This window comes from Actinomadura rupiterrae, assembly GCF_024172125.1.
Classification (GTDB): Bacteria; Actinomycetota; Actinomycetes; order Streptosporangiales; family Streptosporangiaceae; genus Spirillospora; species Spirillospora rupiterrae.
This window is the reverse complement of the sequence record NZ_JAMZEA010000024.1, coordinates 1-14468: the sequence shown is the minus strand read 5'-3', so window position 1 is coordinate 14468 and position 14468 is coordinate 1. Positions and strand designations below refer to the sequence as shown.

General features: G+C 71.8%; 14 protein-coding genes. 8 read left to right on the top strand and 6 right to left on the bottom strand.

Annotation, left to right across the window (positions count from 1 at the left end):
• The 3 genes from FHU30_RS45695 to FHU30_RS45685 all read right to left on the bottom strand — a co-directional run.
• On the bottom strand, nucleotides 1–498 hold a 498-nt coding region (locus tag FHU30_RS45695), incomplete at its 3' end, for an SCO family protein (RefSeq protein ID WP_253883992.1).
• Between the two features lie 40 nt (nucleotides 499–538).
• A complete protein-coding gene (locus FHU30_RS45690) occupies nucleotides 539–1108 on the bottom strand; it encodes a hypothetical protein (RefSeq protein ID WP_253883991.1) in 570 nt (189 codons plus the stop codon).
• 26 nt (nucleotides 1109–1134) lie between these two features.
• Nucleotides 1135–2091, bottom strand: coding sequence for an endonuclease/exonuclease/phosphatase family protein (locus FHU30_RS45685; RefSeq protein WP_253883990.1), 957 nt, complete (start codon nucleotides 2089–2091; stop codon nucleotides 1135–1137).
• A gap of 133 nt (nucleotides 2092–2224) precedes the next feature.
• Here FHU30_RS45685 and FHU30_RS45680 point away from each other — a divergent pair, with 133 nt between their 5' ends.
• The 8 genes from FHU30_RS45680 (at nucleotide 2225) to FHU30_RS45645 (ending at nucleotide 10643) form a co-directional block, all read left to right on the top strand.
• On the top strand, nucleotides 2225–3217 hold the full coding sequence (locus FHU30_RS45680) for a bifunctional riboflavin kinase/FAD synthetase (protein WP_253883989.1): 993 nt from the start codon (nucleotides 2225–2227) through the stop codon (nucleotides 3215–3217).
• A gap of 333 nt (nucleotides 3218–3550) precedes the next feature.
• Nucleotides 3551–3820: a 30S ribosomal protein S15 gene (gene rpsO, locus FHU30_RS45675; protein ID WP_117361272.1), complete on the top strand. Its 270-nt coding sequence runs from the start codon at nucleotides 3551–3553 to the stop codon at nucleotides 3818–3820.
• 341 nt (nucleotides 3821–4161) lie between these two features.
• Nucleotides 4162–6492: a polyribonucleotide nucleotidyltransferase gene (locus tag FHU30_RS45670; protein WP_253883994.1), complete on the top strand. Its 2331-nt coding sequence runs from the start codon at nucleotides 4162–4164 to the stop codon at nucleotides 6490–6492.
• Nucleotides 6493–6595: 103 nt separating this feature from the next.
• Nucleotides 6596–7918, top strand: coding sequence for a M16 family metallopeptidase (locus FHU30_RS45665; RefSeq protein ID WP_253883993.1), 1323 nt, complete (start codon nucleotides 6596–6598; stop codon nucleotides 7916–7918).
• Nucleotides 7919–8012: 94 nt separating this feature from the next.
• Entirely contained in the window at nucleotides 8013–8390 is a 378-nt protein-coding gene (locus tag FHU30_RS45660) for a phage holin family protein (protein WP_253883988.1), read from the top strand.
• Nucleotides 8391–8440: 50 nt separating this feature from the next.
• A complete protein-coding gene (gene dapB, locus FHU30_RS45655; protein WP_253883987.1) occupies nucleotides 8441–9187 on the top strand; it encodes a 4-hydroxy-tetrahydrodipicolinate reductase in 747 nt (248 codons plus the stop codon).
• Complete coding sequence (locus FHU30_RS45650) at nucleotides 9184–9762, top strand: transglutaminase-like domain-containing protein (protein ID WP_253883986.1); 579 nt, start codon at nucleotides 9184–9186, stop codon at nucleotides 9760–9762. The genes dapB and FHU30_RS45650 overlap by 4 nt, the downstream gene beginning before the upstream one ends.
• 23 nt (nucleotides 9763–9785) lie before the next feature.
• The gene (locus FHU30_RS45645) at nucleotides 9786–10643 is read left to right on the top strand and encodes an SCO6745 family protein (protein WP_253883985.1); all 858 of its coding nucleotides are present in this window, start codon (nucleotides 9786–9788) and stop codon (nucleotides 10641–10643) included.
• On the opposite strand, the gene FHU30_RS45640 is transcribed toward FHU30_RS45645, so the two are convergent.
• The 3 genes from FHU30_RS45640 to modA form a co-directional block, all read right to left on the bottom strand.
• On the bottom strand, nucleotides 10640–11233 hold the full coding sequence (locus FHU30_RS45640) for a Uma2 family endonuclease (protein ID WP_253883984.1): 594 nt from the start codon (nucleotides 11231–11233) through the stop codon (nucleotides 10640–10642). The two genes, FHU30_RS45645 and FHU30_RS45640, sit on opposite strands and share 4 nt — an antisense overlap.
• Nucleotides 11234–11391: 158 nt before the next feature.
• The gene (gene ftsH, locus FHU30_RS45635) at nucleotides 11392–13449 is read right to left on the bottom strand and encodes an ATP-dependent zinc metalloprotease FtsH (RefSeq protein WP_253883983.1); all 2058 of its coding nucleotides are present in this window, start codon (nucleotides 13447–13449) and stop codon (nucleotides 11392–11394) included.
• A 182-nt stretch (nucleotides 13450–13631) separates the two neighbouring features.
• On the bottom strand, nucleotides 13632–14405 hold the full coding sequence (gene modA / locus FHU30_RS45630) for a molybdate ABC transporter substrate-binding protein (protein ID WP_253883982.1): 774 nt from the start codon (nucleotides 14403–14405) through the stop codon (nucleotides 13632–13634).
• Nucleotides 14406–14468: the final 63 nt, after the last annotated feature.

The window sequence follows — 14468 nt, the reverse complement described above, 5'->3', positions numbered from 1 at the left end:
GGCGTCCGCGGGCGGCGGGCTGATCGGCGTCTTCGCGTCCGCGGCCGCCTTCTTGATCTCATCGTAGGGACCGGTCAGCCCGACGAACGAAGTGTCGAACTTGCCGAGGAAGCCCTTCAGCACCTTCGGCTTGTCGCGGGCCGGGTCGGCGGTGACGAAGACCACGCGCGTCCGCGCCTTCTCGGCGGGGGACAGCAGGCTCATCGCGCCCGCCGCGTCCGCCATGGTGGTCGGGCAGATGTCGGGGCAGTGCGTGTAGCCGAAGAACAGTATCGTGATCTTGCCCTGGCCGGTGCCGGCGAGGTCGTACGGACGGCCGTCCTGGTCGGTCAGCACGACGTCCGGAATCCGGTAGGACGAGGGCAGCCGGGTGGACTTGTACGGGCCTTGCGGGGCGGGCTTTTCGGCCGCTGCCGGTGCGTCCGATCCGGACGCACCGGAACAGGCGGCGGTGCCGAGCAGGACCCCGGCCAGGCCGAGCGCAACGATGGCGCGCATGCGAGAACTCTCCACGTGAACTGGTGAAACGGAAAGGTGATCAGGCGATGGAGAGCGCCGGGGGCGGCCCGCGCCGCGAGACCGAGTGGCGCAGCGGCGCCGTCCGCGCGGGCAGGACGCGCGCCATCGGACGCAGGACCGGCCGCGCGGGCACCCGGACGTCCGGCAGGACGAGCCGGGGCGGACGGGCGGCGGCCGCGATCCGGCGGGCCAGCGACCAGGCCGCAGCCTCGCCGCGCCGCAGCCAGAAGGCCATGATCAGCGCGGCGAGCCCGTGTGCGAGCGTCATCGACGTCCCGCCATGAGCATGCCGGAAATGCTCGGCATGCCCCAGGCCATGGTGGACGGTCCCGTCTGTGGCCTGGACGAACAGGACATGCAGCCCGAACTGCGCGCCGAGCAACCCGCCGAGGATCGTGGGGTAGGACCGCTCGGCCCCGGCGAGCACCGCCGCGAACCCCGTGACCAGCAGGAACCCGAACCCGACCGCCACCGGCGGCACCGGAACGCCCGCCGAGTACGCGTGACCCGCGACGGTCAGCGCCAGGCAGACGGTCGCGAACACCACCGCACGGGCGGTGCGCGAGATGGGCAAGGCAGGCTCGGACATGGGTGGGGACATCGTCCCATGGGGGTTCACGAGTCGAGACTGAAGTCCGCCTGGACGGCCCGGTGGTCGCTGCCCGGGGTGTGCAGCGTCTTCGCGGCCTTCGCCTTCACGCCCCGGTACAGGACGTGGTCGGGCCGGGTGACCGGGAACGAGGACGGCCAGGTGAAACCGAGCCCGGTGCCCGCGGTGAGCTGGGCCTCGTGGAGCATCGGCACCAGGCGTCCGAGCTCCCGGTCCGTGCTCGCGGTGTTCAGGTCACCGAGCAGCACGATCCGCTTCGCCGGGTCGGCCTTGATCGCGGCGGCCAGCTTGTTCACGCTGACGTCCCGCTTGCGGGTCGCGCCCGGACGCGCCGACCCCGCGTGCGCGACGTAGACCGCGACCGGCCCGCGCGAGGTCTCGGCCGTCACCCGGATCGCGCGCGGCCAGCCGAGCCCGAGGTCGACGACCTGGCTGCCGCGCAGCGGGACCTTGCCCCACAGCGCGACCGTGCCGCGCCGGGCGGCGTACGGGTAGGCGGCGTCGAGCTTCCGCTCGAACGGGCCGTCCCGGAACTCCTGGACGGCTATCAGGTCCGCGTTCGACTTGATCAGCCGGTCGACGGTGGCGCGCGGGTCCTTGTTGTCGGCGTAGAGGTTCTGGCTGACGACGCGCAGGTCATGCCGCGCAGAGGAGGTGCCCGGCACGAACGCGAGGCCGAACAGGGCGAGCCAGACCGCGAGGGGGACGAGGGCGACGGCCAGGCCCGTCCACGCGCGCCGGTACATCGCGACCGCGATGAGCAGCGGCACCGGAAGGCCGATCCAGGGGAGGGCGGTGTCGAGCAGCGTCCCGGGGGCGCCGGGGACGGCGCGGTGCCCGGCCAGCAGCGCGGCGACGGCCAGCGCGAGGAGCGCGATCACCGGGCCGCGCGGGCGCGTGCCGGCCAGCGGGACGCCTCCGCCGCGGGCGTCCCGCGCGCTGCCTGGGCTTCGCACGGTCACCCCGCAGACGCTACCCGCCGTGATCACGTGCCCGGGCCCGTCCGAAGCAAGGACCCGGCGGACCGCGCACCCGGCGGCGCATGGCACCCTTGGGGCGAGACGGAAGCGGCAGGCGGTCCGACGCAGGGAGAGCATGGTGCGGGTCTGGCATGGCCTCGACGAGGTTCCCGCCGACTGGGGGCGGTCGGTGGTGACCGCCGGCGTGTTCGACGGGGTGCACCGGGGGCACGGGCGGATCGTCCGCGCCGCCGCCGAGCTGGCCCGCGAGCGCGGCCTGCGCTCGGTCGCGGTCACCTTCGACCCGCATCCGGACGGGGTCGTCCGGCCGGGCGGCCACCCGCCGCTGCTGACCACCACAGGCCGCCGGGCCGAGCTGCTCGGCGGGCTCGGCGTGGACGCGGTGCTGGTGCTGCCGTTCACCGCCGAGCAGTCCCAGGAGGCCGCCGACGAGTTCGTCCGGCGCGTCCTGGTGGACGGCCTGCGCGCGGAGCACGTGATCGTCGGAGCGGACTTCCGCTTCGGCCACCGCGCCCGCGGCGACGTCGCGCTGCTGACCGAGCTGGGCGCCAAGTACGACTTCACCGCCGAAGGGATGCCGCTGGTGACCGACACCGCCGACACCGCCCCCACCGAGACCGAGGCCGCGGAAGGCGCCGAGGTCGTCAGCTCCACGCGCGTCCGCGCGGCGCTGGAGGACGGCGACGTCGCGGCCGCCGCCCGCGCGCTCGGCCGCCCGCACCGGGTGGAGGGCATCGTCGTGCGCGGCCACCAGCGCGGCCGGGCGCTCGGCTTCCCGACCGCCAACCTGGAGACGCCGCCGCACGCGGCCATCCCCAAGGACGGCGTGTACGCGGGCTGGCTGGTCGCCGACACCGACCGGTTCCCGGACTTCCGCTGGCCCGCCGCGATCTCCATCGGCACCAACCCGACCTTCGAGGGCGCCGAGCGCACCGTCGAGGCCTACGCCCTCGACCGGGACGACCTGGACCTCTACGGCGAGCACATGGCCGTCGACTTCCTCGCCCGGATCCGCGACACGCTCAAGTTCGACTCGATCGAGGCGCTGATCGAGGAGATGCACCGCGACGTCGCCCGCTCCCGCGACCTCACCGCCGCCGAGTCCTGAACCCGACGGCCGCCGCGTCCTGAACCCGTCCGAGTCCTGAACCCGTCCGGGTCCCGGATCCGTTCCGGGCGGCTTCCGGTCCTGAATCCGTTCCGGGAGACCGGTCCGGGCGCCGGAATCCGCGTGTCCGCGGGGGTTCCGGAGAGGTGATCACCCAGCGGCGCCGGTCCGTGACAGCGCCCGTCCGGGGCGTGGTACGGTGGATAGTCGCCGGGACGAGGTCCCGGCGCGGTGGGCTGCACCCTCATGCGGCCCGCGTACGCAGCCCTGACGCATCATGCGGACCCCGGTCGGCCCGGGGCCTGCGGATGACGAGAACACAGAAGGAGCCACGTGTCGCTCGACACCGCCACCAAGAACAAGATCATTTCCGAGTACGCGACCACTGAGGGTGACACCGGTTCCCCGGAAGTCCAGGTCGCGCTGCTGACGAAGCGGATCAACGACCTGACCGAGCACCTCAAGGAGCACAAGCACGACCACCACAGCCGCCGTGGTCTGCTCCTGCTGGTCGGCCGCCGCCGCCGTCTGCTGAAGTACCTGCAGAACAAGGACATCAACCGCTACCGCTCGCTGATCGAGCGGCTCGGCCTGCGCCGATAGCGGTGCACGAGGGGGAGTGGCCCGCCAAGGGCCACTCCCTCCTCGCGTAAGAACCCCCATACGACCCCCGGTTCCTGGGCATGACAGTTCCCGGGGGCACCCCCGGCCGGTCGTCCCGACCGGCCGGTCCGGCCGGCCTACCTGGCCGGCCACCGAAGGAAGCCTCGCGGACACCGCTGCTGCGGCCGGTCCTCGGTAGTGGCCTCCGGATCGCCGCCGCGCCGCGGCCCCGATCCGGGCGCTTCGATCGAAGACCGGCACCGCCTGTCAGCACAACGGGAAACGACCGCGAGGCGACGTCAACCGGAAACAGGAGGTTTCCCGTGACCGAAGCTCCGCGCATCGAGGGCGCGACGATCGCCGAGGCCGTGATCGACAACGGCGAGTTCGGCAAGCGCACCATCAGGTTCGAGACGGGCCGGCTGGCCCGCCAGGCGGCCGGCAGCGCCGTCGCCTACCTGGACGACGAGACCATGGTCCTGTCGGCCACCACCGCGTCGAAGAAGCCCAAGGACAACCTGGACTTCTTCCCGCTCACCGTGGACATCGAGGAGCGGATGTACGCCGCCGGGCGCATCCCCGGCTCGTTCTTCCGCCGCGAGGGCCGTCCCTCCGAGGACGCCATCCTCACCTGCCGCCTGATCGACCGCCCGCTGCGCCCGTCCTTCAAGAAGGGCCTGCGCAACGAGATCCAGATCGTCGGCACCATCCTCGCGCTGAACCCCGACGACCTGTACGACGTGGTCGCGATCAACGCCGCGTCCATGTCCACCCAGCTCGCCGGGCTGCCGTTCTCCGGCCCGATCGGCGGCGTCCGCGTCGCGCTGATCGACGGCCAGTGGGTCGGCTTCCCGCGCCACTCCGAGCTGGAGCGCGCGACGTTCGACATGGTCGTCGCGGGCCGGCTGCTGGACGACGGCGACGTCGCGATCATGATGGTCGAGGCCGAGTCCACCGCCGGCACCCTGAAGCTCGTCGGCGAGGGCGCGACCGCCCCGACCGAGGAGACGGTGGCGCAGGGCCTGGAGGCCGCCAAGCCGTTCATCAAGGTGCTGTGCGAGGCGCAGAGCGCGCTCGCCGAGACCGCCGCCAAGCCGACCGCCGAGTACCCGATCTTCCTGGACTACCAGGACGACGTGCTCGACGCCGTCACCGCCGCGGTCCGCACCGAGCTGGCCGAGGCGCTGACCATCGCCGACAAGCAGACCCGCGAGGCGCGGCTGGACGAGCTCAAGGCCGAGGCGGCCGAGAAGCTCGGCACCGACTTCGAGGGCCGCGAGAAGGAGATCTCCGCCGCCTTCCGCGCGCTGACCAAGAAGCTCGTCCGCGAGCGGGTCATCAGCGACGGCCTGCGCATCGACGGCCGCGGCGTCAAGGACATCCGGCAGCTGTCGGCCGAGGCGCACGTGATCCCGCGGGTGCACGGCTCGGCGCTGTTCGAGCGCGGCGAGACGCAGATCCTCGGCGTCACCACGCTGAACATGCTCCGCATGGAGCAGATGATCGACACGCTGAACCCCGAGCGCACCAAGCGCTACATGCACAACTACAACTTCCCGCCCTACTCGACCGGTGAGACCGGCCGGGTCGGCTCGCCGAAGCGGCGCGAGATCGGGCACGGCGCGCTCGCCGAGCGCGCCCTGATCCCGGTGCTGCCGACGCGCGAGGAGTTCCCGTACGCCATCCGGCAGGTGTCGGAGGCGCTCGGCTCCAACGGCTCGACCTCGATGGGCTCGGTCTGCGCGTCCACGATGTCGCTGCTGGACGCGGGCGTGCCGCTGAAGCAGATGGTCGCGGGCATCGCGATGGGCCTGATCCACGAGGGCGGCGAGTACGTCACCCTGACCGACATCCTCGGCGCCGAGGACGCGTTCGGCGACATGGACTTCAAGGTCGCCGGCACCCGCGACGTGATCACCGCGCTGCAGCTGGACACCAAGCTCGACGGCATCCCCGCCTCGGTGCTGGCCGCCGCGCTGCGCCAGGCCAAGGGCGCCCGGCTGGCGATCCTGGACGTGATGGCCGAGGCCATCGAGGGTCCGTCGGAGATGTCGCCGTTCGCGCCGCGGATCATCACGATCAAGGTCCCGGTGGACAAGATCGGCGAGGTCATCGGCCCGAAGGGCAAGATGATCAACTCGATCCAGGACGACACCGGCGCGGACATCACGATCGAGGACGACGGCACCATCTACGTCGGCGCGACCGACGGCCCGTCCGCCGAGGCGGCGCGGCAGGCGATCAACGCGATCGCCAACCCGCACATGCCCGAGGTCGGCGAGCGGTTCCTCGGTACGGTCGTGAAGACCACGACGTTCGGCGCGTTCGTGTCGCTGCTGCCCGGCAAGGACGGCCTGCTGCACGTCTCGCAGATCCGCAAGCTGCACGGCGGCCAGCGGATCGAGAACGTCGAGGACGTCATCTCGGTCGGCGAGAAGATCCAGGTCGAGGTCACCGAGATCGACCAGCGCGGCAAGCTGTCGCTGGTCCCGGTCGAGGTCGTGGAGCGCGAGGCCGCCGACCGCGAGGGCGCGGGCGAGCCGGCCAAGGCGCACGACGCGGACGCCGCGTTCGCGCCGCGCCCGGCCGCCGGCGACGGGGACGACGACAAGCGCGCCCCGCGCCGCCGTCGCACCCGCCGCCCGACGGGCGACGACAGCCGCAACTCCTGATCGCACGCACACCCTCCGATCCGGCCGGCCCGTCCTTGTCAGCGATGACCGGGACGGGCCGGCCGGTCCGTTCGACCCCTGGGAGATCCGCCCCGTGACCAGCCTGCCCGAGCCCGGACGCAACGCCGCGTCCGGCCGCACCGACACCGTGTCCGAGGGGGAGGGCGCCGTCCGGCGGACCGTGCTCCCCGGCGGGCTGCGGGTGATCACCGAGACGCTGCCGACGGTCCGCTCGGCCGCGTTCGGCATCTGGGCCGGGGTCGGCTCGCGGGACGAGGCGGTCGCGGACGCGGGCGCCAGCCACTACCTGGAGCACGTGCTGTTCAAGGGCACGAAGAAGCGCTCCGCGCTGGAGATCTCGGCGGCGGTCGACGCGGTCGGCGGCGACCTGAACGCCTTCACCGCCAAGGAGTACACCTGCTACTACGCGCGGGTCCTGGACAGCGACCTGCCGCTGGCGGTGGACGTGGTGTCCGACATGGTCGCCGCGTCGGTGAACCGGCCCGAGGACGTCGAGGCCGAGCGCGGGGTGATCCTCGAAGAGATCCACATGCGCGACGACGACCCGGGCGACCTGATCCACGACGAGTTCTCGCTCGCGCTGTACGGCGACGTCCCGCTCGGCCGGCCGATCCTCGGCACCGAGGAGTCGATCAACGCGCTGTCCCGGGACCGGATCCACGCCTACTACCGCGACCACTACCGGCCGTCCGACCTGGTGGTGTCGGTCGCGGGCAACATCGACCACGACGAGGTCGTCCGGCTGGTCGAGGCCGCCTGGACGCCGTACCTGTCGGCGACGGACGCGCCGTCCCCGGCCGCGCCGCGCGTCGGCGGGCCGGACATCCCCGTCGACCCGACCGTCCGCGTGCTGGACAAGGACACCGAGCAGGCGCACATCGTGCTCGGCTGCGAGGGCGTGCGGCGCACCGACGACCGCCGGTTCGCGCTCGGCGTGCTGAACGCGGCGCTCGGCGGCGGCATGTCGTCCCGGCTGTTCCAGGAGATCCGGGAGAAGCGCGGCCTCGCCTACTCGGTCTACAGCTTCACCTCGCAGTACGCCGACAGCGGCATCTTCGGCGTGTACGCGGGCTGCCAGCCCGGCAAGGCCGAGGAGGTGCTGGCGATCTGCCGCGAGGAGATCGACCGGGTGCTGACCGGCGGGATCACCGACGAGGAGCTGGAGCGCGGCAAGGGCCAGCTCCGCGGCGGCATGGTGCTCGGCCTGGAGGACACCGGCTCCCGGATGTCCCGGATCGGCAAGAGCGAGCTGGTCTACGAGTCGCTGCTCGCGGTGGACGAGGTGCTGGCCCGGATCGAGGCCGTCACCCCGGACGACGTGCGCGCGGTCGCCGCGGACGTGCTCGCCCGCCCGCAGGCCCTGACCGTCATCGGCCCGTTCGAGAACGCCGACTTCTCGCTCTGACCGGGCGTACCGCTCTGACCGGGCTTGTCGTCTAGCCCTGCACGCCACGGATCCGTGCCGTTACCGACCGTTCATGATCGGGTAGTGAACGGGCATGAGATTCCTGCTCAGGACCGTGATCTGCGCGGTCGCGCTCTGGGTCGCGGCCGCGTTCGTGCACGGCATCCACATCACCGCGGCGAACGGCGCCAAGCAGGCGTTCACCCTGCTCGGCGTCGCGGTGATCTTCGGCGTGGTGAACGCGTTCATCAAGCCGGTCGTCCAGGTCCTGGGCTGCGCCTTCTACGTGCTGACGCTCGGGCTGTTCGCGCTGGTCGTGAACGCGCTGCTGATGCTGCTGACCAGCTGGATCGCCGGGAAGCTGCACCTGCCGTTCCACGTGGACGGGTTCTGGGCGGCGTTCTGGGGCGCCATCATCGTCGGCGTCGTCAGCTGGCTGCTCAGCCTGCTCGTCACCTCCGGCGAGGAGTGACCGCGGGCCCGCGATAGGCTCGGGCGACCTGAGAGACCTGGAGGAACATCGTGATCAGGGTTGGGGTGCTGGGCGCGCGCGGGCGGATGGGCTCCGAGGTGTGCCGGGCCGTCGAGAACGCGGACGGCCTGGAGCTGGTCGCGTCCCTCGACCAGGGCGACGCGCTCGACGGGCTGGCCAAGGCGGGCGCCCAGGTCGTCGTCGACTTCACCCACCCCGACGTGGTCATGGGCAACCTCCGCTACCTGGTCGCCAACGGCATCCACGCCGTCGTCGGGACGACCGGGTTCGACGCGTCCCGGCTGGACGCCGTCCGCGCCTGGCAGGCCGAGACGCCCGGCGCGAACGTGCTGATCGCGCCGAACTTCGGCATCGGCGCCGTCCTGATGATGAACTTCGCCGCCAAGGCCGCGCCGTTCTTCGAGTCGGTCGAGATCGTCGAGCTGCACCACCCGAACAAGGCGGACGCGCCGTCCGGCACCGCGCGCCGCACCGCCGAGCTGGTCGCCGCCGCCCGCGCGGAGGCCGGCTCCGGCGCGTCCCCGGACGCCACCAGCCAGGAGATCCCGGGCGCGCGCGGCGCGGACGTCGAGGGCGTCCGGGTGCACGCCGTCCGGCTGGCCGGGCTGATCGCGCACCAGGAGGTGCTGCTCGGCGGGCACGGCGAGACCTTCACGATCCGGCACGACTCGATGAACCGCGAGTCGTTCATGCCGGGCGTCGTGCTCGGCGTCCGCCGCGTCGCCGACCTGCCGGACCCGCTCACCGTCGGCATCGAGTCCCTGCTCGGCCTGTGACGCCCGTCCTGACCTTCGCGGCCGAGCCCTGGGAGTACCTCGGCGCGGATGAGGCGGTCGACGTCGAGCACCCGCTCGTCCAGTCGATCGCCTCCGAGCTGCGCACCGGCGACGACCTCACCTACGCGCGGCTGGCGTTCGAGTACGTCCGCGACAACGTGACCCACCCGGCGGACGTCCCGGACCCGCGCGTCACCTGGCGCGCCTCGGACGTCCTGGAGCACGGAACGGGCTTCTGCCACGCCCAGGCCATCGCCCTCACGGCCCTGCTGCGCGCGGGCGGCATCCAGGCGGGCCTCTGCTACCAGCGACTCCGCGACGGCGACCGCTACTTCCTGCACGGGCTGACGGCCGTCCTCGCCGACGACCGCTGGGTCCGCCTCGACCCGCGCGGCGTGAACCTGGAGTTCTCCGCGTCCGAGGACAGGCTCGCCTACGAGACCGACGCGTCCGCCGGTGAGACCGATTACCCCACCATCTACGCATCGCCCCCTGAAACCGTCCTCAGCGCCCTCCAGGGGCATTCGGACGCCCTCGCCATGATGCGGGACGGCCTCCTGCCTTCGACGCTCTGATCCCGCCGGAGCAGAATGTCCGCGTGAGCGAATCGCTGCCCCGGCGTCTCTGGACGCTCTTCGAGCCCGTGCACGCCATCACCTACTTCGCCCCGGAGTGCATCGAGGCGAACAAGCGCATCGGCCTGCGCGGCTACTGGATGGGCTACTTCGGCACCCGCGCCGCCCCCATGGGCGCCGTGTCACCCGGCGTGGTCACAGCCGCCTTCCACGGCTTCCACCCCGACCGCGTCCGCCGCGCCGTCCCCGACGCCTGGACGTTCGCCGGCCCGGCACGCATCGTGGAGGCCCGAGCCGAAGCCGCCGCCACCGCCCTACGCCGCATAACCCCCGAAGCCGACGAAGCCGCCAAGCTCGCCAACCCCCTGATCGAACGCATCGTCCGCGAGGCCGACCCCTCCGGCCGCCCCCTCTTCGCCGCCAACCAGGCCCTCGCCTGGCCCGACGACCCGGTAGCCGCCCTCTGGCAAGGCGCGACGGCCCTCCGCGAAGAACGCGGCGACGGCCACGTCGCGATCCTGACCGCCGAGGGCCTGGACGGCTGCGAAGCCAACATCCTCGCCGCCGCCACCAGCGAAAACTCCCCAGGCGACTGGCTCAAGCAATCCCGAGCCTGGCCCGACGCCGAATGGCAAGCCGCCGAACACCGCCTGAAAGCCCGAGGACTCCTCACCCCCGAAGCCCAACCCACCGAAGAAGCGCGCCGCCTCAAGTCCCACATCGAGACCCGCACGGACGCCTTGGCAGCCCGCCCCCTCCAGCCCCTGAACGCGCCAGAAGAACTGGCGAAGGCCCTGGAACCCCTGGCCCAAGCTGTAGCAGCTTCCGGCGACCTGCCTTTTCCCAACCCCGTAGGCGTCCCCCGCCCAATCGCGAGCTAGTCCCAGGCTTCCCAATCGTCGGTCGGGACGGTGAGCCCGAAGGGCGCGGGGAGCTGGATGGGCTCCCCGAACTTCCAGCTCACGGACTGCTCGTAAAGACCGGCCGGATTCGGTTCAGTGAAGAGGGTGCTGGACATCACCTGTGGGTCGCGATCCACAATGAGATAGAAGGGGATGCCTGTGCGCGCGTACCCGTTCCATTTATTCGGTCGCTGACGCCGAGGACCGGGCTCACGGTCCTCAGCGAAGTTCGAGCGGGAGGTCACCTCGACGGCGAGGGTCAGCTCATCCGGAAGGATCTTCGTCGATCTCCGGTCTTTTGCCCTGCGAACGTCTGCTTGGGACATGACGCACAGGTCGGGGATGTAGCCCTCATGGATCTCGCTGAGATTGACGTCCTGGGTCTGGACACACCGCCAGCCGAGGGCCTGGCCGACGGCTTTCGCGGCGGCGAACGCATCCTGAAGGTCACTGACGATCAGATTGTGCGCAAAGTCCGGCCCTGGTGACACGACGATCTCCCCACCGACGATCTCGACACGGGTGCCATCGTGGGGAATGTCGAGGATGTCGCCCAGCTCATCGCTCAACCAGAGCTGATAAGGGTCCGCTGGAAGCCGCTGATGACGGTGTACGACAGCCATGACGCTCACTTGGGGTGATTCCTCCCTCACGCTCGGCTCCCGTCATCGTGGGGGTGTCTGTGACTCAGCGTACCCATTTCGTTCGATCACGTCCGCTGACCGCGCTAGGCGTCTGCGGGGGTGGTGCGGGGGAGGCCGGCGGCGGCGTAGGCGGCGGGTTCGTCGAGGGTTTCGGCTTCCAGGAGGGTGGTGGCCAGGGCGTCCAGTCTGTCCCGGTTGTCGCTGAGGGTGCGGAGGGCTTCCTGGTAGCACTCGTCGACGATGCGGCGCGCCTCCTCGTCGACGGCGTCCAGGGTGCCCTGGGCGGCGTACTGGGCCGCGGGGTCGCCGCCGTCCGGGGGGAGGACGGACAGGGGGCCGACTCGGGGGGACATGCCCCAGCGGCCGACCATGCCGCGGGCGATGCGGGTGACCTGCTGCAGGTCGCTCTCGGCGCCGGTGGTGATCACGCCGAAGACCAGCTCCTCGGCGGCCATGCCGCCGAGGGCGCCGATGATGCGGCCGCGCAGGTAGCGCTCGTCGTAGGCGTAGCGGTCGCTGTCGGGGGTGGAGACGGTGACGCCGAGCGCGCGGCCGTGCGGGACGATCGTGATCTTGCGGACGGGGTCGGCGCCCGGGTAGAGCATGCCGAGCAGGGCGTGGCCGGACTCGTGGAACGAGGTGCGGCGGCGCTCCTCCTCGGGCATCACCAGGGAGCGGCGGGTGCCGAGCTGGATCTTCTCCAGGGCCGTCGCGAAGTCGGAGTTGTCGGTGGCGGTGTGGTTGCGCTTCACGGCCATGAGGGCCGCCTCGTTCACCAGGTTCGCCAGCTCCGCGCCGGTCATGCCGGGGGTCATCTTGGCGAGCTCGGTGAGGTCGACCTCGGGCGCGAGCGGGACGTCCCGGACGTGCACCTTGAGGATCGCGACGCGGCCGTCCAGGTCGGGCGGGGACACGGTGATCTGGCGGTCGAAGCGGCCGGGGCGCAGGAGCGCCGGGTCGAGGATGTCCGGACGGTTGGTCGCGGCGATCACCACGACGCCCTCGGAGCCGGAGAAGCCGTCCATCTCGGTGAGGATCTGGTTCAGCGTCTGCTCGCGCTCGTCGTGCCCGCCCATGCTGGCGGACGAGCTGCGGGTGCGGCCGATCGTGTCGATCTCGTCGATGAAGATGATGGACGGCGCGGTCTTGCGGGCCTCGGTGAACAGCTCGCGGACGCGGGCCGCGCCGACGCCGACGACCATCTCGATGAACTCCGACGCGGCGGCCGAGTAGAACGGCACGTCGGCCTCGCCGGCGACGGCGCGGGCGAGCAGCGTCTTGCCGGTGCCGGGCGCGCCGGTCAGCAGCACGCCGCGCGGGGCGCGGGCGCCCATCCGGCGGTACTTCTCGGGGTCCTTGAGGAAGTCGACGACGTCCTCCAACTCGCCCTCTACCTCGTCGATCCCGGCGACGTCGGCGAACGTGGCGCGCTTCTCGTCCGGGGTGACGGGCTTGGGGGAGCGGCCGAACCCGCCGAGCATGCCGCCGCCGCGCCCGCCGCCGGTCATCCGGCGCTGGAACCACACCATCAGGCCGATCCACAGGCCGACGAACAGCAGCGTGGGCAGCAGCGAGAGCAGCAGGTTCGCCAGGAACCCGCGGTTCTGGTTCACCGGCTTGGCCTCGACGACCACGCCCTTGGCGACCATCTCGTTGTAGATGTTGTCGTTGGCGAACTCGGGGCGCAGCGTCCGGAAGTCGGAGTAGGTCTTCTTCGCGTCGCTCTGGCCGGGGAGCTGCTGGGCCTGCTTGAGCTTGCCCTGGATCTCGAAGCCCTTGGTGTAGACGTCCTTCACGTTGCCCTGCGACACCTGCTGGGCGAACGCGGTGTAGGGGATGTCGGCGCGTTCCTTCTGGCCCGCGATGTTCATGGACGTGTAGCTCAGCGCGAAGACGAGCAGGAGCAGCAGCCAGAAGACGTAGGTGTTGCGGCCGGGCTTGAACCCGCCGCCCTTGCCGTTCTTGTCGTCGCCGTTCTTCTTCTCCGGCGGGTGCTTCACGCCCTCGGCGCGCCACGGCTGGTCGGGCTTGTCACGCGGCGGTACCGACTGCCTCCGGTCGGGCTGCCGCTGTTCGGGCCGTCCTTCCGGACCGTTGCGGTCCGGCCGGCCTGGCGGCGTCTCCGCTGGCTTCGACGGCACCTTCGCTCCCCTGCGTGTTCAGTGCGCCCCCGAAGCGGAGGCGAACAAGATCTTCCCTGGTCGGAGGGCCTGGAAACCGGCCCGCCGGGTGCCGCCGCCCGGTCTGCGGACGGCCGCGACGGGCCCTTCGCGGCCGTCGCGGGGGAGTGCCGCCCGGCCGCCGGATCGGTGGTCGCGAGGCGTCATCCGCCCGCCGCGGGAGCGGCGAACCCGTACTTTCCGAACAACGAACGAGCGGCCGGAGATGTCAGCCATGAGACGAACGCCTCAGCCTGCTTCACGTGCCCGCCGCGCAGCGCCGCCGCCGGATAGGACGCGGTGACGTTCTCCGCCGTCGGGATGGGCACGCTGCCCACCGCCACACCGGCGGAGCGGAGGTCGGTGACGTACACCACGCCCGCGTCCGCCTCCCGGGCCCGGACCCGGTCCAGCACCGCCCGCGCGCTGATCTCCTGCGAGGACGTCCGGACGGTCACCCCGGCGCGCGCGAACAGCTGCTGCGCGTACCGCCCGACCGGGACGATCGGGCCGCCCGTCACCACCTTCAGTCCCGGCCGGGCCAGGTCGGCGGGCGTCCGCAGCCGCTTCGGGTTCCCCGGCCGGACGGCGATGGCCAGCGAGTTGTGCGCGACGATCCGGGACCGTCCCGCCAGGTACCGCGCGGCCTCCTTCATGGACGTCTCGTCCGCGGTGACGAGCACGTCGGCGGGCTCGTGGTCGCCGACCTTCGCGGCCATCTCCTGCGAGCCGCCGTAGACGGTCCGGATCCGCACCTGCGGGAGCCGCTGCTGGTAGGTCGCGCCCAGCTCGTCCATCACGTCGGTCAGGGACGACGCGCCGAGGACGGTCAGCGTCACCGGCCCGGACGACCCGCCGCACCCGGACAGGACGGCGCCGAGCACCGCGATCGCGCACGGCACGGCGGTAGGGCGCCGCCATCGGGGGGTGTCGGGCATATCGCGTCATCCTAGGGTCGGAACCCCTCGGACCCGGTGATTCGGACCCGGTGATTCGGGGCC